Below are 25,703 nucleotides of genomic sequence, written 5' to 3' on the forward strand. Positions count from 1 at the left end.
CTGTTCGGGATCTCGTGGACTCCAACCGGTCCGGGGCTCGGCGGTATTCCGCCCGGCAGTTCGGACGATGTCAGTGGGCCGGGCACGGCGGGCGGTAGGGCAGCTGCGGGAGGTGGTGCCGCCAAAGAGCTTCGGTCCAGATGTCCGACGTGGTGTCGCAGACTCGGGCTACGGCGTGGGGAAGGTCGGTGTCCCAGAGTTTGATCGGACCGTAGGCCGTCGTGATGGCCACGTGGCGGTTGTCGGGGGAGAAGGTGGCGGTGATGGAGGTGGAGCCGGATTCGGCCAGGGCATCGGTGGGGGCGGGATGGGCCGGGTCGGTGATGTTCCAGAGTCGGGCAGCGCCGTCGATGCCGGTGGTGATCATGGTCCGGGAGTCGGTGGTGAAGCGGATGGAGGCGAGGTTGAGGGTGCGGGCGGGCACCGGGTCGCCGAGCCGGACCGGACGGGTGGGATTGCTGATGTCCCAGTTCTGGAAGGTGTCATTGGCGATCACGACCATGGTGCGGTGATCGGGTGTGACCATGATCTGGTCGCCCGCGACGGCGGGTTGCCGGAGCAGGTCGGCGACGCGGCCGGGGTGCGCGGGGTCGGCGACATTCCAGAGGGTGACGAGGAGTTCGGCCGTGTTGGTGTCGCCGACGATTTCGCTGACGGTGAGGGTGGCGCCGTTGGCGTCGAAGAACGCTCTCGGGTAGGCGGTGTGGGTCGGCAGGCGGTCGCCGACGGGCTTGGGGTGTACCGGATCGCTCATGTCCCAGAGCTGAATCGTGTTGTCCGCGTTGGTCGCGGCCGCCAGGCGCAGGTCGGGGGAGACGGACGGACTGTACTGGGCTCCGGGGAAGGCCGGGTCGCCGAGCACGCGAATGCGGGCGGGGTCGGACAGGTCGAAGACGTGCTGGGTCTCCCGAACATACGAACCGTCCGGCGAGCTGCGGGTCAGCAGGGTATTGCCATCGGCCGATAAGGTGGCGCCGATGAATCCGGGCTCGGTGCGATAGTCGCCGATTCGGCTGGGCTGGTCCGGATTTCGCAGATCCCACACGATGATCCGGCCGTTGTCGGAGAAGGTGACCAGGCGGGTTCCGGTCCGGTCGAAGGCCGCCGCCGCGCCCTGCCCGTCGGGCGCGGTGAGCAGGACTGGCAATGACCAGGTTCGGATCTCGCCCTGCGCGTCGCCGGTGACGAGGGTGCGGCCACCGGGTGCGAAGGCCAGCGTGGTGGGGGCGCCCTTGCACGGAACCGTGAGCTGGGTGTAGCGGCATTTACCGGGATTGCCCGGCAGGGTGGCGCCGTATCGGGTCGGGCGGGCCGGGTCCGTCATGTTCCACAGCGTCGTGCCGTCCGTGCTGGTGGTGGCGAAAATCCGGCCGTCCGACGCGAATTCGAGGGCGCCGACATAGTTCGAGCCGGTACTCACCGTCGAATACCGGTGTGCACGAGCGGGATCCGAGACATCCCACAGTTCCACGGTGGTATCGGAGGCCGCGATGCCGCGGATCCGGGTCACCACGGCGAGGGTGGCCCCGTCGGGGGTGAAGGCGACGAGTCGACCAGCCGGGATCGGTTCACCGGCCGGAGTCACCGGTGTGGGGTTGGCGGGGTCGGTGATGTTCCACAGGTCGAGCATGGGGGAGACGCCCTCGAGCGAGGCATGAGTGACGGTCAGCCATCGACCGGTGGGGTTGATGCGGAGACTGAGGTGGTCGCTCACGCCGAGCGGGATCTGCCGCGACGAGACCCGGACCGGGGCAGCCGGATCCGCGGCATTCCACAGACTGAACTTGGTGGCGGTCAGCACCGCGAGGGTGCGGCCCCCGGGCACGAAGGCGACCTGCACGTAATTGGAATCCGGCGGTTCGGTCACGGTGGACAGCCGCCGTGGCGTCGCGGGTGTGGACACGTCCCACAACACGATGTGCCGGGTCTGCCCGTCGGAGGCGCTGGTGGTGGCCAGCAGCGTGCCATCGGAACTGAAGGACGCGCTGTTGTACCCGGTCAACTCCAGCGGCGTGGCATCCGGTTGCCTGGGATCCGAACCGGCCAGCGGAAGCGGTTGCACGGAGAGCGGTTTGGGATGCTGGGGATCGGCGTTGTCCCAGAACCGGAGGGTGTTCGCGGCCGAGGAGATCAGGATCTTGCCGTCGGGCCGGTAGACGATCCTCTCGATGGCGGTCGCATGAGCGGGGGTGACCGTCGCCAACGGGGTGTCCTGCGTCTGGAACAGCCGGGAGCGCACGGCCCGATCGTCCGGCCGCATCCGCCACGCGATCAGGTTCAACTGCGCGGCCAGCGACGGGTCGGACTGCTGGACCCGGTCCGCTTCGGCGAGTACGGCGGCGAAGTCGCGGTCGTCGCGGCGTTGATCGGCCAGCCGAGTCTGGGTATAGGCGCTGAACCCGAAAACCAGGACGGCCACGGCGAACAGGGCCAGCCGGGCCCGGATCCAGGTGGCGCGACGGCGGGACTTGGTGCGGGCCGTGGTCGCGGCGGTGAGGAATTCGGTGGCCAGCGGGCCGGCCGGGGGCGGATCGACGTGCTCGAGGGCGTTCTCCAAGCGCGCGCCCTGATAGAGCAGCGACGAATCGCGTTCCTGCCCGGCCCATTCGGCGGCGTCGGTCTCCAGACGCTGACGGACCAGGTAGCCGACGCGGTCCTCGTCGATCCAGCTGCGCAGCCGGGGCCAGGCGGTGAGGACGATCTCGTGGGTGAGGGTGACGGTCTCGGCATCGAGGGTGATCAGGCGGGTGGCGGCGAGCAATTCCAGTGCGGCGGTCGCGGATTCGGCGTCGGCGGCACGGGCCAGCAGGTCGGTGCGGACGCCGGGGCGGCGGGTGTCGCGAGCGTCGCGGGTGACCGTGACCAGGCCGAGCAGGAGGTCGCGGGCGGCGGCGCGCTGGCCGGGAGACAGTTCGTTCCAGGCGTATTCGGCGGTCTCGGCGACCGAGCCGACGACGCCGCCCGCCTTGCGGTAGCCCGACACCGTGAGGCGACGGCCCTCCCGGTACTGCCAGGTGGCGGCCATGACGTGGGAGAGCAGCGGCAGCGCGCCCGGGTCGTAGGCGCGGCGGTCGTGCTGGCCGCCCGCGCCGCAGAGCTCGGTGATGACCAGCTCTTCGAGGCCGTTCTCCAGGTCCAGGCCGACCGCGCGCGCCGGACCCGAGATGGCCTGGGCCAGTTCCTCGGTGCGCATGGGGCCGAGCAGGAAACTGCGGTGCTCCAGGGCCTCCTGGAGGACCAGATGGTTGAGGCAGTGGGCGTAGAAGTCGGCGCGCAGGGCCAGGACGACGGCGACGGGGTCGTCGGCTCGGGTGGCGCAGGTGTGCAGGAGGGCCAGGAAGGCTTCGCGTTCACGATCATCGGCGCAGGCGGTGAAGAGTTCCTCGGCCTGGTCGATGACAAGCAGGCGGCGTGGACCCTCGGCGCGCGGGGCGAGAGCCGGTGTCACCCGCCGGAGGTCGGGTTCGGTGTGCTCGAGTGCTGCCCGCGGCCCGGCGTGTTCGGCCGCTGCCTTCGGCGCGGTGTCGTCCGGCGCGGCGGTCGGCCGCGAATCCGATTCGGCCCGCGCTGTTTCCACGATCGTTCGCAGCGCGGCCGTTGGCCGCGCACCCGGGGTGAACAGTGCCGTCTCCCACTCGGAGAGCGAGGGGATCAGGCCCGCCGCCAGCAGCGACGACTTGCCCGCACCGGACGCGCCGATCACCACGACCGGACCGTCGGCGGCTCGCACGAGGTCGGTGAGATCCGTGGTGGCGCGGGTGCGGCCGAAGAACAGGTCGCGATTCGCGCCGCCGAAGGCGATCAGACCGGGGTAGGGGCAGGCGGCTTCCGCCTCCTCCTCGGGAGCCCAGGTGGTGGCCTCCTGCCAGAGGCGTTGCCACTCTTTGAGATCCGTCAGCTGCCGGGGCAGCGGCTGACCGGTCTTACGGGCCAGGTCGATGAGGGTGAGCACGACCGGGAGCAGCGATTCGAAGCGAGCCGGGACATTGCGCCCCGCCTTCCAGTCGCTGATGCGCTGCGCGGACGCGCCGCCCGGGCGGTTGCCCTGGGCGGCGCGCATGCGGTTCTCGGCAGCGGTCGCGACCCGGCGCAGCGTCGGATTCCCCGCCACCGCATAGAGTTCGGCGAATCGCTGGGCGAAAAGCGCACGGGGTGACCGGATTCGATCGGCCTCGGACTCCGTCACCACGTGCTGTCCTGCCGTCCGTCCCCCGCGAGCATGACGCCAATGTAACTGCCGGGGAACGGGAATGCCGAAACGGCGACGCGGGGTTCCGCGCCGCCGTTCCGGGCGGATCACAGCGTGATCGGGTCGCCGACGACCCAGTCCGCGGCGTCCGCTCCCGGGGAGGTCGCCTCGATGATGGTGTACGCCTGCACGGTCAGCGGTCCGCCGCAGCCGTCCACCCGCAGCTGGTAGTCGCGGTTGACGATGTAGCCGGTGTCGCCCGCGGGCAGTTGCTTCTCACCGAGTTTGACATCGGTGATCTTGCCGGGCGTGATGCCCAGGGTGACGCCGATGCTGGCGCCGATCTTGGGCACGATGTCGACGCTCGCGGTCGGCGTCACCATCTCCAAGCCCGCCGACACCCCGAGGTCGGCGCGTAGATCGACGCCGGCATTGGCCCCGATGGTGAATTTCACGTCCAGGTCCACCGCGCAGGCGACGAAGTATCCGGTGCGGATCTTGCCGGTCCCGCCGCTGACGTTCCCGTAGGACGTGTTGTCCAGGTAGACCTCCCGGCTGGTCGGCATCCTGTTCAACGGCGCGACCGGGTGGGCCGCGTGATCCCGGTGCCCCACCGTGGCCGTCAGCCCGTTCGGCGCGACGGTCGTCTTCTCGTGCGGTGCGAGGCCCCCCTCGGCGTGGGCGATGGCCGCGGCCGGCGCGCCGCAGAGCAGGCCCACGGTGGTGACGGCACCGGCGATGGCGGTCTTGGTGATCATGTGAGTCCTCCCCGACTCTCGATGCGGAGCTCGATGCGCCGCTGAGTGAAAAGGTAGGGAGGCGGGGTGTGGCAGGGCTGAGAGATTCGCCCGGTCAGGGTGTGAAAACGCAGTTCGGACGCGGGAAGGCGATTATCCGGTCCGGCGGGGAACGATCATCCGCCCGGCACCCCCGACACATCGGGCCGAATCGGATACAGGCCAGGTCAGCGCCCACTTTCCGTCCGGTCCGGACAATTCGGCGGCTCAGGGGTCGAATCGGGGTGTTTCCCGATGCCGGGTGTCGGATACCCGTGCCAGTATCGAAGGCATGTATCCGTCCGCGCCCTTGTACGACCCTGCCCGCGGGGCCGCCACCGTGGCGACCCAGCCCAAGCTGGTGCGGCGCACGGGTGGGCGCGTGGTCGGCGGGGTCGCGGGCGGGCTCTCGGATCACCTGGGAATCGACGTCTTCAAGGTGCGGATGGCGTTCGTGCTGCTGTCCGCGCTCGCCGGGGCCGGGATCGTCGCCTACGGCATGTTGTGGATCTTCACGCCCGCGGGCGCCGACGCGGCCCCGCCGACCGGTTCCGAACGGCGGCAGGCCATCGGTATGGCGCTGCTCGGCATGGCGCTGTCGGTATCGACCGCGTGGTTGTTCAACGGGACGGCCGCGCACGTGGTGGGGCCGATCATCGTGGTGGCGGTCGGCGCGGCGCTGGTGTGGCGCGAATTCGATGCGGACGGACCGAGATCGGTCATCGGGCTGCCCGCCAAACCGTCGGTGGTGACGTGGGCGCGCATCGTCGGCGGGGCCACGCTCATCGTGGTGGGGCTCGGGGTGGTGGTGCTGGGGCGGATCAATCTCAGCTCGCTCGGGTCGGCGCTGCTGGCGGTGGCGGTGACCCTGGTGGGCGCCGGATTGCTGACCGTGCCGCTGTGGCTGCGCATGGTGCGGGCGCTGAATTCCGAACGCGCGGCGCGGATCCGCAATGACGAACGCGAGGAGATCGCCTCGCATCTGCACGATTCGGTGCTGCAGACGCTGGCCCTGATCCAGCGTCAGGCCGACGATCCGCAGGAAGTGGTGCGGCTGGCCCGCAGTCAGGAACGCGAGCTACGCAAGTGGCTGTTCGAGGACGCCGGGCCCGCGCAGTCGAGCCTGGCCGCGGCGCTGCGCACCATCGCGGGCGAGGTGGAGGATCAGCACGGGGTGAAGGTCACCCCGGTCACCGTGGGCGATGTGTCGATGGATCTCGACGACAGCGGAATCGGTTTGCCCAAGGAGCATTTCACCGCGGTGCTGGGGGCCAGCCGGGAGGCGCTGGTCAATGCCGCCAAGCATGCGGGGGTGCCGACCATCGACCTGTACGCCGAAGTGGAGCCGCATCAGGTGAGTGTCTTCGTGCGCGACCGCGGCAAGGGGTTCGACCCGGACGCGGTGTCCAAGGACCGTCAAGGCGTGGCCAAGTCCATTCACGCCCGCATCGACCGGCGCGGCGGGCACGTGGAGATCAAGTCGTCGCCCGGCAACGGCACCGAGGTACGAATCTTCATGCCGCGCAAGGACGGCGGCGACGAGCGGCTGGTGGTGCAGACCGACAGTCCGGAAGACGCCGCGCAGCTGTGAGTTCCGGGGCGGCCATGAACATGAGTCGTGGGCGGGCCGCGGGCTGGGGATTGTGGTACCGATGGGGGCAGGGTTCGTCAGGTGAGGAGAACTAGGTGAGCGTCCGGGTCTTTCTGGTCGACGACCATGCGGTGTTCCGGTCCGGGGTGCGGGCGGAGCTGAGCCGCGAATCCGATATGGAGGTGGTCGGCGAGGCGGGCGGCGTCGGCGAGGCCATCGCCGGGATCAAGGCGACCGCGCCGGACGTGGTGCTGCTCGACGTGCACATGCCCGACGGCGGCGGGGTCGCGGTGCTGCAGGGCATCGACGCCGGGCCGGTGTGTCTGGCGCTCAGCGTGTCCGACGCGGCCGAGGACGTGATCGCGGTGATCCGGGCGGGCGCGCGCGGATACGTCACCAAGACCATCTCCGGGCCGGAACTGGCCGACGGCATCCGCCGGGTGTCGGGCGGGGACGCGGTGTTCTCGCCGCGACTGGCCGGGTTCGTGCTGGACTCGTTCACCGGCAAGTCGCAGGTGCCCGAACCGCCGCTGGATCCGGAACTGGATTCGCTGACCCCGCGCGAACTCGAGGTGCTGCGGCTGCTGGCGCGCGGCTACACCTATCGCGAGATCGCCGAAACGCTGTTCATCTCGGTGAAGACGGTGGAGACGCACGCCTCGAACGTGCTGCGCAAGACCCAGCAGTCGAACCGGAACGCCCTGACCAGGTGGGCGCACCGCCGCCGGATCGATTGAGATATCCGGGGTGACAACTGATTTCGTGCGTCGAGGGTAAATCCTCGGGGGACGTCCGAAGTCGGTTCGGCCGTCGCGCGGAGGCGGTTAGAGCGCAATCACGACGACGATGATGATCAGCAGGCCGATGAGCAGGCCGATCGCCACCGCCAGCGGGCCCGCGTTCGGGCCCAGCTTGCTGAAATCGAACTCGAAGCCCTTCGGCTTGGGCTGCGCCGCGACCGGGGCCGCGGGGGTGGTGCGCTGCGGGCGCGGCAGCGGGCTGGAGTTGGGGCTGCGCAGTCCGGCCGCGGAATTGCGGGCCGCCCACGCCGGAATCGTCCCGTCCTCGGTACGGACCGGCGCGTTCAGGATGTAGGGCGCGGTGCCGGGACCGAAAGCGGCGGTGAGGATCTCGTTGCGGGCCTCGGTCATGGTGGGGCGGCGCTGCGGGGCGGGCTCCATCATATGCAGCAGGACCTCGGTGAGCGGGCCGCTGCGGGCGGGCGGGGTGATCTGAGCCATGGCGGCACGCTCCACGATGACATTGCTGTCCTCGTCGAAACCGTAGGGCGGCTGACCCTCGATGGCGGTGTACAGCGTTGCGCCGAGCGAGAATACGTCGCTGGCGGTGGTGGGGCGGGCCCCGCGGGCGACCTCCGGCGGCAGATAGGCGGGGGTGCCGGTGATGACGTCGCCGATCTCCTCGCTGGTGTCGTTGGCGCCGCTGGAGATGCCGAAGTCGGAGAGCTTGACCATGCCGACCTCGTCGCCGCGGTCGGCGACCAGGATATTGCCGGGCTTGATGTCGCGGTGCACGATGCCCGCGACGTGCGCGGCCGCGAGCGCGTCGGCCACCTGCGCGCCGATCTGCGCCACCTCGATCGGGGACAACTGATCCACCAGCGCAAGGGCTTTGGCGACACTGCGCGAAGGCAGGTACTCCATGACCAGCCAGGGTTCACCGGCCTCGAGCACCACGTCATAGACGGCGATGGCGTGCTCGTGCGACAGCTTGGCCGCGACCCGGCCCTCGTGCATGATCCGGCTGCGGACCTCGCGCGCCTCGTCCTCGCTCAGGCCCTGCGTGGTGAGGACCTGCTTGATGGCGACATCGCGGTGCAGCAGGCGATCGGTCGCCAGCCAGACGGCACCCATGCCGCCGCCGCCGAGCTTGGATTGCAGACGGTAGCGACCGGCCACCAGATAATCGGGGCCGACAATGGGACGAGCGCGTTCGGTCACGGGTGCAGGGTAGCGGAAAACCATCCTGACTGGCCTGGTTCGAAACCCGGGGTTTGCTGGGTCTTGCGGCGCGGTCTCGCGGATTCCTTTCCAGACCTATACGGACACACCGTGTTTCGCACGCCCTCCGGTCATGGGGGAGCGATGGGAGATTCTCGGAGGTCCGGGGATCTTCCGGACGAAACGACACGTGACCCGCCCGCACTCTCTTCTGGGCAGCCGGTTGCCGCCGGGCCGGGCGGTGGGCGGGGAGGGGTCGCACAGGTTGTGCGGCCGTGGTGGGGGCCACTGACTCTTGACGCGTCCCGGGACTCGAGTTCTACTGTGCATTGATCGAACATGAGTTCGATTATGTCAGGTAGCTGGATCGGTGCTAGCCCGTCGACTGGGAGAGGTGGTCACTGGATGGGTGCGGCGGCGGAAGCCAGGCGGGAACAGCTGGCGGAGTTGCGGCGGCGAATGGCCGCGGTCCCGGCGCGCGGCGCCGAGGCCACGGCGCGCGTACCGATGGCGCCGGAGCCGCGGCGGGAGCCGTTGCCGGTGCCCGCGGCACTCGAAAACCTTTTGCCCGACGGCGGATTGGCCAAGGGGTCGGTGGTCGTCTACAACGGCGCCGGCTCGCTGATCTCCGGGCTGCTGGCCGCGGTGACGAGCGCCGGCGGACATGCCGCCGTGGTCGGGCTGCCGCGGCTGGGCCTGCTGGCCGCCGCCGAGATGGGAGCGCGACTGGACCGGCTGGCCGTGGTCTCCGATCCCGGTCCCGATCCCCTCGAAGTTGCCTCGGTATTGCTCGATGGCCTGGACCTGGTGGTTCTCGGGCTGAACGGGCTGGCGGTGCCGATGTCCCGCGCCCGCATCCTGGCCGCCCGCGCCCGCGGCAAGAACTCCACGCTGATGGTGACCAACGGCTCCTGGTCGGGGCCCGCGCTGCACATCGACACCCGGGTCGCCGGATACAGCGGACTGGGCCGGGGCTGCGGCCGGTTGCGCACCGTCCGCCTCGATGTCTCCGTGCGCGGCCGCTCCGCCCAACCCCGCCTCGGCCACCTGTCCCTCAGCCCCGCCGACGGCCGCGTCGAATGGGTCTCCACCGCCGACCCCGCCGCCCCGGCCGAGCCGCCGCTGCGCATCGCCCGCCATGTCGCGTCCTGACCGGACCGCGAGGAACTGCCATGTCGCGGCCTGAGGGCCCCGGCTCCCCGCGCGGCAAGAGCCCGCTGTGTGGCAAGAACTTCCTGCGTGGCAAGGGTTCACCGTGTGGCAAGGACTCGTCACGCGGTGAGAGTGTCTCGCGTGGCAAGGACTCGCCGCGTGGCAAGAGTGTCTTGCGTGGCAAGGGCTCGCCGCGTGGCAGGAGTGTCTTGCGTGGCGGAAGTGCTCTGCGTGGCAAGAGTTCTGGATCATGTGGTCGTGCCGGGAGAGGGGACAGGTCGTGAAGCCGCGGCGGGTGCTGGTGGTGTGGTGCCCGGACTGGCCCGCGGTGGCGGCCGCCGCCGAGGCGGGGACGGAGGCCACCCGGCCGGTGGCGGTGCTCGCGGCCAATCGGGTGATCGCGTGCACTGCCACCGCGCGGGCCGAGGGGATCCGGCGCGGGCTGCGGAAACGGGAGGCGCAGGGCCGATGCCCGGAACTGCTGGTGGCGCAGGACGATCCGGATCGGGACGCGCGGCTGTTCGAGCCCGTGGTGACGGCCGTGGACGCGACGGTGCCCGGCGTCGAGGTGCTGCGGCCGGGCATGCTGGCGCTGTCGGCGCGCGGGGCGGCGCGGTTCTTCGGATCGGAGGAGGCCGCGGCCGAACGACTGGTCGACGCGGTGGCGGCGGTCGGGGTGGAATGCCAGATCGGCATCGCCGACGAGTTGTCCACCGCGGTCTTCGCCGCCCGCCGCGCCACCCTGGTGCCGTCCGGCAAGGGGGCGGAATTCCTTGCGCCCATGCCGATCTCGGAGTTGGCGGGGGAACCGGTGCTGGCCGCGCCGCAGCGGGTCGAGCTGGTGGATCTGCTGCACCGGCTGGGGCTGCGGCGGATCGGCGACTTCGCGGCGCTCACGCCCGCCGAGGTGGCGTCGCGGTTCGGGGCGGACGCGATCGTCGCGCACCGGTGTGCCCGCGCGCTGCCGGAGCGGCCGCCCGCGGCCCGCCTGCCCGCCGCCGACCTCACCGTGGAACAGCGCTGCGACCCGCCGATCGAACGCGTCGACATGGCGGCCTTCGCGGGCCGCATGCTCGCCGCCGAACTGCACACCAAGCTCGCCGCGGCCGCGGTGGCCTGCACCCGCCTGGTGATCCACGCCGAAACCGAGGCGGGCGAGGAGTTCTCACGCATCTGGCGCTGCGCCGAACCCCTCACCCCCGACAGCACCGCCGACCGCATCCGCTGGCAGCTCGACGGCTGGCTCACCCGCCGCGCCCTGGACCGCGCCCGCGCCCGCCGCGCGGCCGATCGGGACTATGGCGCGCGCGGTGATGGCCCTGCCGCGCATCGGGACGATCGTGGCGCGCGTGGGAACGACGGTGGCGTGCGTGGCAATGACGGTGGCGCGCGTGGGAACGACCGCGGCGCGCAGCGGGACGACCGGGGCGCGCGCGGGCACGGTGGAGGCCCGCGTCGGTCGGGTAGGGCGAAGGCCTATGAGTACGAACCGGATCCGGGGGAGGGCTGGGAGTCCGGGCCGAACGCTGCCATCACCCTGTTGCGGCTGGAACCCGTGGAGGTCGTGTCGGCCGGGGCCTTGCAGCTGGGGCTGTGGGGTGGGGTCGGGGAGGACGAGGAGCGGGCGCGGCGGGCGTTGATCCGGGTGCAGGGGCTGCTGGGCGGGGACGCGGTGCGGATGGGGGTGCTCAGTGGCGGGCGGGGGCCGGAGGAGCGGATCACCATGGTGACGCTCGGGGACGAGCCGGTGCCGGCGAACGATCCGGCGCAGCCGTGGCCGGGGCGGTTGCCCGAGCCCGCTCCGGCGCTGGTGCTCACGCATCATCCGGAGGTGCGGCTGGAGGGCGCCGACGGGTCGCCGGTCTGGGTCAGTGATCGTGGCATGTTCACGGCGGATCCGGTCCAGCTGCACTGGGGCAGTAGTTCGTGGCGGCTGTCGGGCTGGGCGGGACCGTGGCCGGTGGACGACCGGTGGTGGACGCACCGGTTCGAGGACGGTTTCGCCGCGCGCGCCCAGGTGCAGCTGGACGCGGAGGACGCCGCACGGCTGCGCGCGCTACTGCTGATCGGCTACGACAACGTCTGGCACGTGGAGGGGCTGTACGAGTAGCGGTCTCAGATGCCGAGCGGCAGGTGCAGATCCATCATGTCCGGCCAGAGTTCCGGCCAGGGGTGCAGCGGGCCGCGGCAGACCGCGATGGCGATGCCGGTGTTCACGCCGGGGAACCCGTTGGGGTTGTCGAGGTGGTCGAGGACCTGGACATTGCCGAACTGGCGGCGCAGGGTCGGTTCGGTGCTGTCGAGGCCGACGTAGAGCACCGCGCCGATGTCGCTGGGCGGCGGGCCGAAGTAGCCGAAGCCGCGGTTGGGGCTGTAGACGGGCGGCAGGCCGTAGTCGCGGCCGAAGTTCTGGAGGGCGGCGGCCTGCCAATAGTTCTGGGCGACGATCGCTGTGGGCCGCTCGGATTCGGGCAGCTGCCGGTAGGCGTCGGCGACCTTGGCGGTCAGCTCGGACCAGCCCGAGTAGCCGTAGATGCTGGTCCGCATGGCGAAGTCGGCCTGGGTGCGGATGGCGGTGTGCACCCGCGACGGCGGCTGCGGCAGGGCGGCCACCAGCGCCGCGATGATCACCAGCGACAACCCGATGACCGGCAGCGCGACCACCCGCAGCACCCGGTTGCCGCGCTCGCCGCGGTAGTAGGGCAGCGCGACCGCGCCGATGCCGAACAGCACCGGCAGGAATCCGGCGGTGTAGTACGGCCGCCCGTGCCCGAACAGCACCACGGCCACCAGCAGGCCGGAGGAGACGAGCATGAACATGTAGGGCCGCAGCCAGCGTTCCCGGGCCAGGCTCCAGAACGCCCAGCCCGCGAGCAGGCCGCCGAGCAGTCCGGCCAGTCCGATCATCTGCGGCAGGCAGGCCAGCGGTCCGCCGCCGGCGGCGTCCTGTTCGGCGCCGATCACCTTGCTCATGGCCAGCGCGGGCCAGCCGTGCTGGTTCTGCCACCACAGGCCGGGCAGGGCGGAGGCGGCGAAGATGCTCGCGCCGATCCAGAGTCCGCGCCGCCACAGCAGTTCCCGCGGTCCGGCGACGATGATGCCCGCGGCCAGGGTGAGCAGGATGGTGGGGATGAACCACTTGACCTGGAGGTCGACGGCGGCGACCACGCCGACCGCGATGAGCAGCCGGTCGTCGCGGGTGCGGATCCAGCGGATGAGCAGCCAGATGATGGCGGCCTGCAGGGTGGCGTCGAAGGAGAAGGTGCTCAGCTGCACGGCCTGGGTGGCGGCGAGCGGGGAGATGCCGTAGGCGGCGGCCGCGATCAGTTGGGCGGTCCGGGAGCCGCCGAGCTCGTAGGCGACCGCGGCGCTGATCACGACGGCGGCGGCGGTCATCAGGACCGCGGGTAATCGGAGCATCGGCGCGGAGCCGGGGGCGACGGCGTCGGCCAGGTGGGCGACCAGTGGGATCAGGACGCCTTGGTCGGCGTAGGTGAGACTGCGGTGGGCTCCGGCGGCGATGAAATACAGTTCGTCACCGAAGAAGTCGTAGCGCAGTGTCGGGACGGCGAGAAAGGTCCCGCAGAGCGCGGCTAGTAGGAGGACCCAGGCGGTAGCGAAGGTCGGCCGCGGCGGGCTCGGTTCATCGAGTTCGACCGCGGGGGCGGCAGCATTGAGAACCATATTTCCCCGACAAACAAGTATTGCTAAATCGGGGATCACGCTACCGTCAGGGCTGACCGATTACCGAAAAATGTGAAAGTGATCTATTTCACAGGCCAAACCGCTTGGTATCAAGCCTGGACCTGCGCAGTTCCGCATTCATTCGTCAAGTGAATGAATAGGCAACCGTATCTGTATTCGATATGGCGGAGCGCACAAATTGCGGCGGCGACCACCCAGCGATCCGTACTCTGGACAATCGTGGAGTCAACGGTCACCCGGGTCGAGTTCGATGACGTGTCGATCGCCTATCGCGATTCCGGCGCCACGGGCGGACATCTCTACAGCGACACGCCGGTAGTCCTCGTGCACGGCATGGGCGGCGACGGGCACACCTGGGATCGGTTCGCGACCCAGCTGGTGCGCCGCGGCCGCCGGGTGATCATTCCGGACCTGCGCGGGCACGGGCGCAGCGCGCACACCGCGTCCTACCGGTTCGAGGAATTCGGCGCCGACATCCTCGCGCTGTGCGACCGGATCGGCCTCGACGCCGTCGACCTGGTCGGGCATTCGCTCGGCGGCTACGCCATCTCCTGGGTGGCCATGCAACGCCCGGAACTGGTCCGGCGCCTGGTGATCGAGGAACAGCCGCTGCCGCTGCGCTCCGGCGACGAACAGGTGAGCTTCACCCGCAAGCTGCCGTCGATCCCCGAACTGTGGCACGCCACCACCAGCCTGCTGCGGCACCCGCGCGCGGTGCTGGCCTTCGACCGATCCATGACCGGCGACGCGCTCGAACAGTTCCGCAAGCCCTACCCGGAATGGTGGGACGGGCTGTCCGACATCACCGCGCCCACCCTGTTCCTGCGCGGCGGCCCCGGCGGCATGGTCGACCCCGACAAGCTCGAACAGTTACGCACCAGCCTCGCCGACTGCACCGTCCGCGCCTTCGACTGCGGGCACAGCATCCACCGCGACCGCTACCCCGCCTTCGAGGCCCAAGTGCTCCCCTTCCTGGGGCACTAGCTGCCGGTATCTAGAGTTGAACGGTGTCCGCATCCGAGCGACCCACGCTGTGGTTTCCCGACGAGTCCGCGTTCCGGGACTGGCTGTCGGCCAATCACGCGGCGGTGGACGGCATTTGGCTGAAGTTCGCGAAGAAGGGCTCGGCCTACGCCTCGCTCGACCATGACGGCGCGCTGCGACAGGCCCTGTGCTTCGGCTGGATCGACGGGCAGGCCAGGAAACTCGACGACGATTTCCTCGTCATGGGATTCACCCCGCGCCGCCCGCGCAGCCAGTGGTCGCAGCGCGATGTGGGGCTGGCGGGCGAACTGATCGAGACCGGGATCGTGCATCCGGCCGGGCAGGCCGAGATCGATCGGGCCAAGGCGGACGGGCGCTGGGACAACGCCGTCGGACACGACCTGCCGCAGGATTTCCTGGACGAGCTGGCCCGGCATCCGGAGGCGGCCGTGTTCTTCGAGACCCTGCCCATGCAGTCGCGCATCGCGGTCGGCTACCACCTGGGCAGCGCGGTCCGGCCGGAGGCCCGGCAGCGGCGGCTGGAGCAGGTGATCGCGAAACTGATCGACGGGAAGCCACTGTGACCGAGGGACGGCTGTGACGGGGTTCGAAGGATTGTCGTGTTCGGCCGCGGCACTGGAGGTTCCCCTACCCGGGAGCGCGACCCGCATCACCGGCTGGCTATGTGTAGAACAGCCCGGGGCGTGGGGACGCGACGTGATCGGCGACCAGGTGCTCGGGCCCGACATCACCCCCGAACTGGCCGCGCGCACCAAGGCGGCGCACGTGCGGCCCACCCTGATCCGGCGGGCGGGGCGGCGGGAATTCACCGGCGTCCGAACGGTTCTGCTCGCCAGTTCGCGGCCCGAGGGGTCGTGGTGCGAGCGGCTCGAGATCACCGACCCGCGGGAACTGCTGGACATCGATCTGCGTCTGGTCGACGGGCCCGCGCCGGGAATCGGTGCGGCCGTGACGGATCCGCTGGTGCTGGTCTGCGCGCACGGTAAGCGCGACCAGTGTTGCGCCCTGCTGGGCCGTCCCATCGCCGCGAGCCTGTCCGCCGCCCACCCCGAGCGGGTGTGGGAGTGCTCCCACACCGGCGGTCACCGTTTCGCCCCGGCGGTCATCGTGCTGCCCACGGGTCTCACTTACGGCCGCCTGGACGAGGATTCGGCGCACGCCATGCTCGCCGCCGCCGACAAGGGCGAGGTCTCGCTCACCGGCCTGCGCGGCCGCAGCTGCTACGGCCCGGTCGAGCAGGTGGCGGAAATAGCGGTCCGCCGGCGCATCGCCGACGCTACGTTCACCCGGGTCACCTCGACCGGCGACAGCACCGGTCGGACCGTCGAGTCCGGCGATGTCGACCCGACGGCCGGTATCGACGACCTCGTCGTCGAGGCCGCCCCGGCCGATGCCGGAAGCCCGACCGATCCGGCCACGTTCGCGGGTGCGGCCATGGTGACGCATCGGGACGGCCGCCGCTGGCTGGTCACCGCCCGCACCGCCGCCTACTCGCCGCGGCAGGCCAGTTGCGGCGCGGCCCCCAAACCCGCCACCGCGGTGGTGCTGGACCATCTCCGGCAACTCGCCTGAGCGGCACGGGCGCGAACTATTGCCGCGAACCGAAATTCGGCCCCCGGCCGATTACCAGTGCGTTCCAGGGACCAGGCGGGCGGCGCGGCGCAGGGCGGTGCCGGTGGCGCGGACGGCCGGGGGCACGGTGCGGCGATGGCGTTGCGGGACGACGATTTCCACGTCGGCGGTCTCCGGCGCGGACACGGTCTCGCCCTTGGCGGCGGGGGAGTCCGGGATGGCGCGGTAGTACCGGTGCAGGACCCGCTCCTTGATGCCGGGGGCCACCAGGTTGCCGTATTCGGCGAGGGTGCCGAGCGGGACGTCGATGCGGCGGGGCCGTTCGGTGAGGGCCCGGACGATGAGGGCGGCGGCCCATTCCGGGGACTGGGTGCCGGTGCCCTGGTCGCCGCTGGGGGTGATCATGGGGGTGCGGACCAGCGGCATGTGGATGGTGGTGAAAGTGATGTTGCTGGAGCGCATCTCGGCGGCGGTCACCTCGGCGAACTTGTCGAGGGCGGCCTTGCTGGCCAGGTAGGCGGCGAAACGCGGGGTGGCGACCTGCACGCCGGCGCTGGAGATGTTGACGATGTGGCCGTCCTTGCGTTCGCGCATGCCGGGCAGCAGGCCCAGGGTCATGCGGACCGCGCCGAAGTAGTTGACGGCCATGGTGCGTTCGAAGTCGTGCATGCGGTCGGTGGAGCGGTGCACGGCCCGGCGGATGGAGCGGCCCGCGTTGTTGACCAGCATGTCGACGTGGCCGTGGGCGGCGAGCACGGTCTCGATGGTCCGATCCACCGAATCCTGGTCGGTGACGTCGCACGGGTAGCCGAAGGCGGCGCCGCCCGCGGCGGTGATCTCGTCCACCACGGTGGACAGTTCGTCGGCGCGGCGGGCCAGCAGGATGACCAGTGCGCCCTTCTGTGCGGCGGTCAGCGCGGCCGCGCGTCCGATGCCCGAGGAGGCGCCGGTGATCACGACGTGCTTGCCGGTCAGATCGCGGCGGGCGCGCCGACGGGCCAGGTAACCGGTGTCTTGGTCGGCCATTTCTGCTCCCTTGCAGGTGGAATTGCCTCGAACTTACTCCAAAGTAAGTTACTGCGCCACGGTGGATTGGCGAGCCGCCGTAGAGACCGATCGGTTTCGAATGTATGTTCGATACTCGAGACCGGTCGGATTGTGGAGGAGGTGGGCCGATGGGTTGGGGCAACGGCCCGCCGACGTGGGCGGAGATGGAACGGGTGCTGTCCGGGCGACCCGACCCCGCGCGCAAACAGGTCGAGGGCGACGGCGGCGACAGCCCGGCCTGGTCGCGGAAACGCGAGAAGTACGAGGCCGGGGACATCGAGCGGACCGCCCGGTCCACGGTGCCCTACGCCGAACTGCACACCCACTCCGCCTACAGCTTCCTCGACGGGGCCAGCCAGCCCGAGGAACTGGTGGAGGAGGCGGTGCGGCTCGGACTGGAAGCCCTCGCGCTCACCGACCACGACGGGTTCTACGGGGTGGTCCGGTTCGCCGAAGCGGCCCGGGAATGGCGGATGCCGACCATCTTCGGCGCCGAGCTGTCCATCGGCACCGCCGCCCGCGCCGGAGCGCATCTCGCGCCGCGCGGACGCGGCCCGGCCGCCCGGCGACGCGGTCGCGAAAACGACGCGGACGCACTGAATTCCGAACCCCGCACCGGCACCCCCGATCCGGCCGGACCACATCTGCTGGTGCTGGCGCGCGGGCAGGAAGGCTACCGGCGGCTGTCGCGGGAGATGGCCGCCGCGCACATGGCGGCGGGGGAGAAGGGCATCCTGCGCTACGACCTGGACCGGCTCACCGAGGCCGCGGGCGGGCACTGGCACATCCTCACCGGCTGCCGGAAAGGCACTGTGCGACAGGCCCTGCGGCAGGGCGACGCGGCAGCCGAAGCGGCACTGCGCGAACTGATCGACCGCTTCGGCCGCGACCACGTGAGCGTGGAACTCACCCACCACGGCATCCCCGAGGACGACGAGCGCAATGCCCGGCTGCTCGCCCTCGCCGACCGGGCCGGGCTGCCCGTGATCGCCACCACCGGAGCGCATTTCGCGGCCCCGCCACACCGCCGCCGGGCCATGGCGCTGGCCGCCGTGCGAGCCCGCTCCAGCCTCGACGACATGGCGGGCTGGCTGGCCCCCACCGGCGGCGCGCACCTGCGCTCCGGCGACGAGATGGCGCGACTGTTCGCGGCCTGCCCGCAGGCCGTGCCCAATGCCGTTGCGCTGGGCCGGGACTGCGCGTTCGACCTGCGGCTGATCGCGCCGCAACTGCCGCCCTTCGACGTGCCCGACGGGCACGACGAGAACTCGTGGCTGCGGGAGCTCACCTTCGCGGGCGCGGCCCGCCGCTACGGCCCACGCGCCGGGAACGCGGCCGCCTACCGGCAGCTCGACCACGAGCTGAACGTCATCGCCACCCTGAACTTCCCGGGCTACTTCCTGGTCGTGCACGACATCGTCAGCTTCTGCCGCGACAACGACATCCTGTGTCAGGGCCGGGGTTCGGCGGCGAATTCGGCGGTCTGCTACGCCATCGGCATCACCAATGTGGATCCGGTCGCCAACCAGCTGCTGTTCGAACGGTTCCTGTCGCCGGAGCGGGACGGGCCGCCCGATATCGACGTCGACATCGAATCGGATCGGCGCGAGGAGGCCATTCAGCACGTCTACGCCAAATACGGGCGCGAGTACGCGGCGCAGGTGGCCAATGTGATCACCTATCGCGGGCGCTCCGCGGTGCGCGATGCCGCACGCGCGCTGGGCTTCTCGACCGGGCAGCAGGACGCCTGGAGCAAACAGGTGAGCCGCTGGAGCGGGGTCGCGGGGGAACAGCACACCGACATCCCGGACGACGTGCTCGCGCTGGCCGGGGAATTGGAGGGGCTGCCCCGGCATCTGGGCATCCACTCCGGCGGCATGGTGATCTGCGATCGGCCCATCGCCGACGTGTGCCCGACCGAATGGGCGCGCATGGCGAATCGCAGTGTCCTGCAATGGGACAAGGACGACTGCGCGTCCGCCGGGCTGGTCAAGTTCGATCTGCTCGGACTCGGCATGCTGTCGGCGCTGCACTACATGATCGACCTGGTGGCCGAGCACAAGGGCCAGACCGTCGAACTGCACCGGCTGGACCTGGGCGAGGACGCCGTCTACGACATGCTGTGCCGCGCCGACTCGGTCGGCGTGTTCCAGGTGGAGTCGCGCGCCCAGATGGCGACCCTGCCGCGATTGCGGCCGCGCACCTTCTACGACCTGGTGGTGGAGGTGGCGCTGATCCGGCCCGGGCCGATCCAGGGCGGATCGGTGCACCCCTACATTCGCCGCCGCAACGGGCGGGAGAAACCCGACTACGACCATCCGTCGCTGAAGAACGCGCTGGAACGCACCCTCGGCGTGCCGCTGTTCCAGGAACAGCTCATGCAGATGGCCGTGGACGTCGCCGGATTCACCCCCGCCGAAGCCGATGAGCTGCGCCGCGCCATGGGATCCAAACGGTCCACGCAGAAGATGGAGCGGCTGCGGGCCCGCTTCTATCAGGGCATGCGCGACCTGCACGGCATCACCGGGGAAGTGGCGGACCGCATTTACGAGAAGGTGTACGCCTTCGCGAATTTCGGCTTCCCGGAAAGCCATTCGCAGAGTTTCGCCTCGCTGGTGTTCTATTCGGCGTGGTTCAAACTGCATCACCCGGCGGCCTTCTGCGCCGGGCTGCTGCGCGCTCAGCCGATGGGGTTCTATTCGCCGCAGTCGCTGGTCGCCGACGCGCGGCGGCACGGGGTGACGGTGCACGGGCCCGACATCAACCACAGCCTGGCCGAGGCGACCCTGGAGGCGAAGGGGATGGCGATCCGGCTGGGGCTGGCCGCGGTCCGGCACATCGGGACCGAATTGGCCGAGCAGATCGTGGCCGCCCGCGAGCTCGGGCCCTACACCTCGTTCCTGGATCTCACCGGACGCGTGGAACTGACCGTGCCGCAAGCCGAGTCGCTGGCCACGGCGGGCGCGCTGGACAGTCTCGGCGGCACCCGCCGCGAGGCGCTGTGGGCGGCGGGCGCGGCGGCGGGGGAACGATCCGACCGGCTGCCCGGCACCGGCGCGGCCACCGCGGCCCCCGCCCTGCCCGGCATGAGCGCGCTGGAACTGGCCGCCGCCGACGTGTGGGCCACCGGCGTCTCACCCGGCAGCTACCCGACCGAATTCCTGCGCGAGCGGCTCGACGCGCTCGGCGTCGTCCCCGCCGACCGGCTCCTCGACATTCGTGACGGGACCCGGGTGCTGGTCGGCGGTGCGGTCACCCACCGGCAGCGCCCGGCCACCGCGGGCGGCGTCACCTTCCTCAACCTGGAGGACGAGACCGGCATGGTGAACGTGGTCTGCTCGGTCGGCCTGTGGGCCCGCTACCGCCGCCTGGCCACCACCGCCCCCGCCCTGCTCATCCGCGGACGGGTGCAGAACGCGGAGGGCGCGGTCACCATCGTCGCCGACCATCTGCAACGCATGGACCTGCGCATCGAGGGCCGCTCCCGCGACTTCCGCTGAGCCGCCCCGGCACCGCGGCAGTCGCGGCGCTACGGGAGAATCGTGGCACGAGCGGGGAAGGAGAGCGGCGTGACAGTGGTCCGGGCGACCATCAAACCCGGCAGCAAAAAGGGCCCGCTCGTCGAGATCCTCGACGACGGCGCGCTGCAGCTGTACGTCCGGGCCCCGGCGGTGGAGGGCAAGGCGAACAAGGCCGCCATCGAACTGCTGGCCGCCCACTTCGGCGTCCCCAAGTCCGCGGTCCGCCTCACCGCCGGCGCGACCTCCCGCTTCAAACGCTTCGAGGTCGACGACTAGTCAGACCGCGCCCGGGAACCCCATCTGCCGCCAGGCCTCGTACACCGCGACCGCGGCGGCGTTGGAGAGGTTCATGGAACGGCGGCCGGGCAGCATGGGGATGCGGAGCTGGTCGGTGACGCGCGGATCGGCGAGCACCTCCTCGGGGAGGCCGGTGGGTTCGGGGCCGAACAGCAGGACATCGCCGTCGCGGTAGGTGATCTCGGTGTTGCGGGTGGTCGCGGCGGCGGTGAAGGCGAAGACCCGTTCGGGGGCGATGACCTCCCAGGCGGCGGCGAGACTCTCGTGCACGGTGACGACGGCCAGGTCGTGGTAGTCCAACCCGGCCCGGCGTAGCTTCGGCTCGGATAGGTCGAAGCCGAGCGGTTCGATCAGGTGCAGTGCGCAGCCGGTACCGGCGGCCAGTCGAATGGCGTTGCCGGTATTGGGCGGGATGCGGGGTTCGAAGAACACGAGATGGAACACGGGATCCAGCATTGCAGAGCGGCGGTTAAGCTCGTGCGGTGAGTCCAGCCCATGCCGCACCCCAGAGTCGCAGCAGTCGTGCGGGGGAGTTCGCCCGCGAGAATCTGCCCATGCTGCTGGTGGGCGCGGTGCTGGTGGTGGCCGTGGTCTTCCTGGCCTGGGATCGCTGGCGGCGCGGAACGTTCTTCTTCGGCGGCGCGACGCTGCTCGCGGCGGCGCTGCGACTGGCACTGCCCACTGATCGGGTGGGTCTGCTCGCGGTGCGCAGCAAGGGTTTCGATGTCGTCTGGCTGACGGTGCTGGGTGTCGCGATCATCGTGCTGGCGGCGACCATCAGCAGTCTCGGCGTCACGTAGCCGGAGCTGTGGGGCCTCGCGGGTCGCGGGGCCGGGGCCGCGACCGGAGTCGCGGCGCTGGAAAGATGAGCGAGTTGTTCTGCCGCCGGGGTGAACCGGCGGCGCTGGGGGATAGCTAGACCGAGGTTATGCGGCGGCCGAGTTCGCGCCGCAGCACTTCCTGGTCCGGGAGTCTGTGCAGGACACGGAGTATGGCCGGGCGGAGTTCACGCTGCTCGTCCTCGGAGAGCAGATCGACGAGATCGCGGAGATCCATGTCATCGAATGCGGCGGTCATGGCGAATACATTACGGCTGATATGCCCGCTGCACACGTATTCCGGAACACCGGTTACGGAGGCGTCATGCGCGCGAAACCGAAAGCGCGTCAGGACAATTCACTGGAAACAGGCACGATACGTCGCGTAACGCGCCGTCGGCTGTGGCAGCGGCCGGGCAGCGGACATACGGCGTTCGGGCAGCGGCGACACCGGCACAGTGGCAGCGGTGGCGCCGCCGTTCGGGCAGCGCTGGTTCAGTGACCCGACACGCGCTGGGCGCGGGCCAGTTCCATGGTCTCCAGCATGAGTTTGCCGACCGCCTCGGTCTCGGTCAGGAACCCGTCGTGCCCGTCCTTGGAGTGGATGACCTCGAGCCCCTTGGAACCGGGCAGCAGATCGGCCAGCTCCTGCTGGGTGCGCAGCGGGTAGAGCCGGTCCGAGTCCACCCCGCCGATCACGCACGGCACCGGCGTCGAGGCCAGCGCCGCCGCGACGCCGCCGCGGCCGCGACCCACGTCGTAGCGGTTCATGGCCTCGGTGAGCAGCACGTAGGTGGCCGGATCGAAACGCGCGATCAGCTTGTCCGCCTGGTACTCCAGGTAGCTCTGCACCGCGTAGCGGCCGCCCGCGCGCGGATCCTCGTCGCCCTGGCCGTGGTTCTCGAAGCGATGGTCGAGCTCGCCCTCGGTGCGGTAGGTCAGGTGCGCGATGCGGCGGGCGATGCCCATGCCGGTCATGGGCGCGCGCCCGGTGCCGTGGTAGTCGCCGCCCTGCCAGTCCGGATCGGCCTTGATGGCGGCGATCTGGGTGGTCTGGGTGCCGATCTGGTCGGCGGTGGCGCGCGCGCCGACCGCCAGCACCAGGGCCGCGCCGACCCGTTCGGGCCGGCCGATCATCCACTCCAGCACCCGCATCCCGCCCATGGAGCCGCCGATCACGGCGGCCAGGCGGTCGATGCCGAGCAGGTCGAACAGCTTGGCCTCGGCGGTCACCTGGTCGCGGATGGACAGCGCGGGGAACCGCGTGCCCCACGGCTTCCCGTCCGGGGCCAGCGAGGACGGGCCGGTGCTGCCCTTGCAGCCGCCGAGCACGTTGGTGGCGATGACGCACCATTCGCGGGTGTCCACGGGCGCGCCGGGGCCGACGATGCCGTCCCACCAGCCGGCCTGGTTGTGGTGCACGTCGGCGGGGCCGACCACGTGCGAGTCGCCGGTCAGCGCGTGCTCCACGAGCACCACGTTGTCCGCGTTCGCCGATAGTTCGCCCCACCGCTGGACGGCCAGCGTGGCGTCGGGGATCACGGCCCCGCTCTCGAGTTCCACGTCGCCGATGGCGATGCTCCCGAGCGTCCCGTCGGGCGGCGGCAGCAACAGCTCCGCCGCGTGCCGGGACGTTCGCGATTCGATGTTCACGGTCAACTTGCCGCCGCCGTCAGTCCGGCGCGCAGATCCGCCAGGATGTCGCCGATGCCCTCGATGCCCACGGCCAACCGCACCAGACCAGGCGTGACACCGGAAGCCAGCTGCTCGGCGGGGGTCAGCTGGGAATGCGTGGTGGATGCCGGGTGGATGACGAGCGAGCGCACATCCCCGATGTTAGCGACATGGCTATGGAGCACCAGCGCCTCCACGAACTTCTTGCCCGCGTCGACGCCGCCGGCCAGCTCGAAGGACACGATGGCGCCCACGCCCTTCGGTGCCAGCTGTTTGCCCCGCTCGAACCAGGGCGAGGCGGGAAGTCCGGCGTAGTAGACCTTCTCGACGCCGGGCTGCCCGGCGAGGAACTCGGCCACCGCCTGCGCGTTGGCCACGTGCCGCTCGATGCGCAGGCTCAGCGTCTCGAGGCCCTGCGCGATGAGGAACGCGTTGAACGGCGACACCGCCGCGCCCAGGTCGCGCAGCAGCTGCACGCGGGCCTTGAGCGCGAAGGCCGGAGCGCCCAGGTCGGCGAAGACCGCGCCGTGGTAGCTCGGGTCCGGGGTAGTGAAGCCGGGGAAACGGGACTCGCCCGCCTCGTTCTTCACCGTCCAGTCGAAGGAGCCGCCGTCGACGATCACGCCCGCGACCGCGGAACCGTGCCCGCCCAGGTACTTGGTGGCCGAGTGCACCACGATGTCCGCGCCCAGCCGCAGCGGCTGGATCAGGTACGGGGTGGCGACGGTGTTGTCCACGATGAGCGGCACCCCGGCGGCGTGCGCGACCTCGGCGATGCCCGGAATGTCGAGGACCGAGCTGCTCGGGTTGGCGACGGTCTCGCCGTAGAACGCCTTGGTGTTGGGGCGCACCGCCGCGCGCCACTGCTCGAGGTCGTCCGGGTCCTCGACGAAGCTGACCTGGATGCCCAGCTTGGGCAGCGAGTAGTGCAGCAGGTTGTAGGTGCCGCCGTACAGGTGCGGGCTGGCCACGATGTGGTCCCCGGCCTCGGCGAGATTCAGGATCGCGTAGGTCTCCGCGGCCTGCCCGGAGGCCAGCAGCAGTGCGGCCACACCGCCTTCGAGGGCGGCGATGCGCTGTTCCACCGCGTCCTGGGTGGGGTTCATGATGCGGGTGTAGATATTGCCCGGCTCGGCGAGTCCGAACAGCGCGGCGGCGTGGTCGGTGTCGCGGAACGCGTAGGACGTGGTCTGGTAGATGGGCAGGGCGCGGGCTCCGGTGGCGGAATCGGGAGCCTGGCCGGCGTGAATCTGCTTGGTCTCGAAGGACCAGTTGGCCGGATCCAGGGTGCCGTCAGCGGGGACGGCCGCGGGCGCGGTCGAGTCACTCATGTGTTCTGCTCCAAAAACAAGGTCGCCGAATGGCGGAAGTTTGACGTTATCGAGAAGCGAATGGGCTTCGACAACAACACATTTCGGTAGACCTCCTAGTTGCGCTTGCGTTCGGCCCTCGAACGCCCGGTCTGCACCCGGAGCACCCCACCGCAGCTGGAGGGTTGCCGATCAGCAAGCCGGGGCCTTAACGCTGATGCTCTTGACCTAATGCGGGATTCTAGCGGCCGTCCGGCCCGATCTACGCAGTGGGGTTTGTCGCATTTTCGGTGGTATTTCCCCCGTTTACGGGGGGAAATACCGTTGTCGCACCGCAACAGGCCCGCCGGAATTCGCCGTATGCCGCCTGGACGCTGTCGGCGAGCATGCGGGCGGTGGTGACGGTGGTGCAGTCCGGGAGCTCGTCGCTGTCGTCGAACTCGCATTCCATGCCGACCCGCACGATGCCGTGCCAGGTGGTGGCGATGAGCCGCACGGTGAGGTGGTCCTCGGGCAGGCGCAGGCGTTCGGCGAGCACCTCGGACACGGCCCGGGTCTTGGTGTCGGCCGATTCCATGCTGAGCGCGCGGACGGCGACGCTGTCGCGGGTGATGCGCTGCATCTGCTGGAACCAGCGGAAGGGCACGGGCGTGTCGGAGTCGATGATCTGGTCCACGACCGCCAGGAACGCGCCGAGCAGCGCTTCCATCTCGTCGCCGGTGACGGGCTGGGCGCGCAGCTGATCGGCGAGGGCCTGTCCCCAGCCTTCGATGGGGGCGATGACGATCGCCTCCTTGCTCTCGAAGTACCGGTTCACGGTGCGCGGGGAGACGTCGGCGGCGTCGGCGATCTGCTCGACGGTGGTGGCGTCGAAGCCCTGTTCGTCGCACAACCGCAGGGCGACGTCGATGATCCGGGTCCGGGTCTGCTGCTTCTTGCGCTCACGCAGGCCGGGGCGGTGACGCGAGATCACACCGATGTGACTTGACAACTCCGACATCCCTCCATCCTAGGTCCTTGGTGTGTTTTACTGTCCCAGTATGACAACTGTCGCGATGCGACAATTTTCCCTTGACGCCAATTGT

General features: G+C 70.3%; 20 protein-coding genes and 1 riboswitch. Of the genes, 10 read left to right on the forward strand and 10 right to left on the reverse strand.

Translation table 11 applies throughout. The features are described 5' to 3' along the window. Positions 1-70 precede the first annotated feature (70 nt). Positions 71-4,186, reverse strand: coding sequence for an AAA family ATPase (locus tag ACFRAQ_RS29350; protein WP_379105335.1), 4,116 nt, complete (start codon positions 4,184-4,186; stop codon positions 71-73). A 110-nt stretch (positions 4,187-4,296) separates the two neighbouring features. Beyond that, complete coding sequence (locus ACFRAQ_RS29355; protein ID WP_379105337.1) at positions 4,297-4,947, reverse strand: MspA family porin; 651 nt, start codon at positions 4,945-4,947, stop codon at positions 4,297-4,299. Between the two features lie 310 nt (positions 4,948-5,257). On the opposite strand from ACFRAQ_RS29355, the gene ACFRAQ_RS29360 reads away from it, so the two are divergent. Next, complete coding sequence (locus ACFRAQ_RS29360) at positions 5,258-6,556, forward strand: PspC domain-containing protein (protein WP_357282242.1); 1,299 nt, start codon at positions 5,258-5,260, stop codon at positions 6,554-6,556. A 95-nt stretch (positions 6,557-6,651) separates the two neighbouring features. Then, entirely contained in the window at positions 6,652-7,293 is a 642-nt protein-coding gene (locus tag ACFRAQ_RS29365; protein ID WP_213557894.1) for a response regulator transcription factor, read from the forward strand. A gap of 87 nt (positions 7,294-7,380) precedes the next feature. Here the strand turns inward: ACFRAQ_RS29365 and ACFRAQ_RS29370 are convergent, their stop codons facing one another. Then, entirely contained in the window at positions 7,381-8,517 is a 1,137-nt protein-coding gene (locus ACFRAQ_RS29370; RefSeq protein ID WP_379105340.1) for a serine/threonine-protein kinase, read from the reverse strand. Between the two features lie 405 nt (positions 8,518-8,922). Here ACFRAQ_RS29370 and ACFRAQ_RS29375 point away from each other — a divergent pair, with 405 nt between their 5' ends. Together ACFRAQ_RS29375 and ACFRAQ_RS29380 are read left to right on the forward strand one after the other, a co-directional pair. Continuing rightward, positions 8,923-9,669, forward strand: a complete 747-nt coding sequence (locus tag ACFRAQ_RS29375) for a hypothetical protein (RefSeq protein WP_379105342.1) — start codon at positions 8,923-8,925, stop codon at positions 9,667-9,669. Between the two features lie 250 nt (positions 9,670-9,919). Then, positions 9,920-11,779 (forward strand): DNA polymerase Y family protein, encoded by a 1,860-nt coding sequence (locus ACFRAQ_RS29380; protein WP_379105344.1) that lies wholly within the window; start codon positions 9,920-9,922, stop codon positions 11,777-11,779. 5 nt (positions 11,780-11,784) lie between these two features. Here the strand turns inward: ACFRAQ_RS29380 and ACFRAQ_RS29385 are convergent, their stop codons facing one another. Further along, entirely contained in the window at positions 11,785-13,353 is a 1,569-nt protein-coding gene (locus ACFRAQ_RS29385) for an ArnT family glycosyltransferase (RefSeq protein WP_379105346.1), read from the reverse strand. A gap of 240 nt (positions 13,354-13,593) precedes the next feature. Here ACFRAQ_RS29385 and ACFRAQ_RS29390 point away from each other — a divergent pair, with 240 nt between their 5' ends. Genes ACFRAQ_RS29390 through ACFRAQ_RS29400 form a run of 3 tightly spaced genes read left to right on the forward strand, consistent with a single transcriptional unit; the run spans position 13,594 to position 15,951 of the window. Further along, positions 13,594-14,358 (forward strand): alpha/beta fold hydrolase, encoded by a 765-nt coding sequence (locus tag ACFRAQ_RS29390; protein ID WP_379105348.1) that lies wholly within the window; start codon positions 13,594-13,596, stop codon positions 14,356-14,358. 23 nt (positions 14,359-14,381) lie between these two features. Further along, positions 14,382-14,942, forward strand: a complete 561-nt coding sequence (locus ACFRAQ_RS29395; protein WP_379105350.1) for a YdeI family protein — start codon at positions 14,382-14,384, stop codon at positions 14,940-14,942. A 13-nt stretch (positions 14,943-14,955) separates the two neighbouring features. Further along, on the forward strand, positions 14,956-15,951 hold the full coding sequence (locus tag ACFRAQ_RS29400; protein WP_379105352.1) for a sucrase ferredoxin: 996 nt from the start codon (positions 14,956-14,958) through the stop codon (positions 15,949-15,951). A 51-nt stretch (positions 15,952-16,002) separates the two neighbouring features. Here the strand turns inward: ACFRAQ_RS29400 and ACFRAQ_RS29405 are convergent, their stop codons facing one another. Next, positions 16,003-16,977 (reverse strand): SDR family NAD(P)-dependent oxidoreductase, encoded by a 975-nt coding sequence (locus tag ACFRAQ_RS29405; protein ID WP_379105354.1) that lies wholly within the window; start codon positions 16,975-16,977, stop codon positions 16,003-16,005. 149 nt (positions 16,978-17,126) lie between these two features. On the opposite strand from ACFRAQ_RS29405, the gene ACFRAQ_RS29410 reads away from it, so the two are divergent. Together ACFRAQ_RS29410 and ACFRAQ_RS29415 are read left to right on the forward strand one after the other, a co-directional pair. Then, on the forward strand, positions 17,127-20,498 hold the full coding sequence (locus tag ACFRAQ_RS29410; RefSeq protein WP_379105356.1) for an error-prone DNA polymerase: 3,372 nt from the start codon (positions 17,127-17,129) through the stop codon (positions 20,496-20,498). Between the two features lie 69 nt (positions 20,499-20,567). Next, on the forward strand, positions 20,568-20,795 hold the full coding sequence (locus ACFRAQ_RS29415; protein ID WP_379105358.1) for a DUF167 domain-containing protein: 228 nt from the start codon (positions 20,568-20,570) through the stop codon (positions 20,793-20,795). Here ACFRAQ_RS29415 and ACFRAQ_RS29420 read toward each other — a convergent pair whose 3' ends face one another. Then, positions 20,796-21,260, reverse strand: a complete 465-nt coding sequence (locus ACFRAQ_RS29420; protein WP_379105360.1) for a tRNA (cytidine(34)-2'-O)-methyltransferase — start codon at positions 21,258-21,260, stop codon at positions 20,796-20,798. 110 nt (positions 21,261-21,370) lie between these two features. Here ACFRAQ_RS29420 and ACFRAQ_RS29425 point away from each other — a divergent pair, with 110 nt between their 5' ends. Further along, positions 21,371-21,616: a DUF3017 domain-containing protein gene (locus tag ACFRAQ_RS29425; RefSeq protein ID WP_357282389.1), complete on the forward strand. Its 246-nt coding sequence runs from the start codon at positions 21,371-21,373 to the stop codon at positions 21,614-21,616. Positions 21,617-21,731: 115 nt separating this feature from the next. Here ACFRAQ_RS29425 and ACFRAQ_RS29430 read toward each other — a convergent pair whose 3' ends face one another. The 4 genes from ACFRAQ_RS29430 to ACFRAQ_RS29445 all read right to left on the reverse strand — a co-directional run bounded on the left by ACFRAQ_RS29430 (position 21,732) and on the right by ACFRAQ_RS29445 (position 25,618). Then, positions 21,732-21,893 carry a hypothetical protein gene (locus ACFRAQ_RS29430; protein WP_167659831.1) on the reverse strand — a complete coding sequence of 54 codons (162 nt, stop codon included), beginning with the start codon at positions 21,891-21,893 and terminating at the stop codon, positions 21,732-21,734. Between the two features lie 236 nt (positions 21,894-22,129). Further along, positions 22,130-23,293: a homoserine O-acetyltransferase gene (locus tag ACFRAQ_RS29435; RefSeq protein ID WP_379105363.1), complete on the reverse strand. Its 1,164-nt coding sequence runs from the start codon at positions 23,291-23,293 to the stop codon at positions 22,130-22,132. Next, positions 23,290-24,639, reverse strand: coding sequence for a bifunctional o-acetylhomoserine/o-acetylserine sulfhydrylase (locus ACFRAQ_RS29440; RefSeq protein WP_379105365.1), 1,350 nt, complete (start codon positions 24,637-24,639; stop codon positions 23,290-23,292). Before ACFRAQ_RS29440 ends, ACFRAQ_RS29435 begins: the two co-directional genes overlap by 4 nt. Before the next feature lie 96 nt (positions 24,640-24,735). Beyond that, positions 24,736-24,847: riboswitch (SAM riboswitch) on the reverse strand. A 33-nt stretch (positions 24,848-24,880) separates the two neighbouring features. Continuing rightward, on the reverse strand, positions 24,881-25,618 hold the full coding sequence (locus tag ACFRAQ_RS29445; RefSeq protein WP_379105367.1) for a TetR/AcrR family transcriptional regulator: 738 nt from the start codon (positions 25,616-25,618) through the stop codon (positions 24,881-24,883). Positions 25,619-25,703: the final 85 nt, after the last annotated feature.

The organism is Nocardia sp. NPDC056611 (assembly GCF_042792755.1).
Taxonomy (GTDB): Bacteria; Actinomycetota; Actinomycetes; order Mycobacteriales; family Mycobacteriaceae; genus Nocardia.

Excerpts from the sequence above, each read along its gene's own strand:
- ACFRAQ_RS29425 (WP_357282389.1), top strand. The coding sequence starts at position 21,371 with ATGCTGCTGGTGGGCGCGGTGCTGGTGGTGGCCGTGGTCTTCCTGGCC.
- ACFRAQ_RS29445 (WP_379105367.1), bottom strand. The coding sequence starts at position 25,618 with ATGTCGGAGTTGTCAAGTCACATCGGTGTGATCTCGCGTCACCGCCCC.
- ACFRAQ_RS29410 (WP_379105356.1), top strand. The coding sequence starts at position 17,127 with ATGGGTTGGGGCAACGGCCCGCCGACGTGGGCGGAGATGGAACGGGTG.
- ACFRAQ_RS29430 (WP_167659831.1), bottom strand. The coding sequence starts at position 21,893 with ATGACCGCCGCATTCGATGACATGGATCTCCGCGATCTCGTCGATCTG.
- ACFRAQ_RS29355 (WP_379105337.1), bottom strand. The coding sequence starts at position 4,947 with ATGATCACCAAGACCGCCATCGCCGGTGCCGTCACCACCGTGGGCCTG.
- ACFRAQ_RS29380 (WP_379105344.1), top strand. The coding sequence starts at position 9,920 with ATGTGGTCGTGCCGGGAGAGGGGACAGGTCGTGAAGCCGCGGCGGGTG.
- ACFRAQ_RS29360 (WP_357282242.1), top strand. The coding sequence starts at position 5,258 with ATGTATCCGTCCGCGCCCTTGTACGACCCTGCCCGCGGGGCCGCCACC.
- ACFRAQ_RS29440 (WP_379105365.1), bottom strand. The coding sequence starts at position 24,639 with ATGAGTGACTCGACCGCGCCCGCGGCCGTCCCCGCTGACGGCACCCTG.
- ACFRAQ_RS29385 (WP_379105346.1), bottom strand. The coding sequence starts at position 13,353 with ATGGTTCTCAATGCTGCCGCCCCCGCGGTCGAACTCGATGAACCGAGC.
- ACFRAQ_RS29405 (WP_379105354.1), bottom strand. The coding sequence starts at position 16,977 with ATGGCCGACCAAGACACCGGTTACCTGGCCCGTCGGCGCGCCCGCCGC.
- ACFRAQ_RS29375 (WP_379105342.1), top strand. The coding sequence starts at position 8,923 with ATGGGTGCGGCGGCGGAAGCCAGGCGGGAACAGCTGGCGGAGTTGCGG.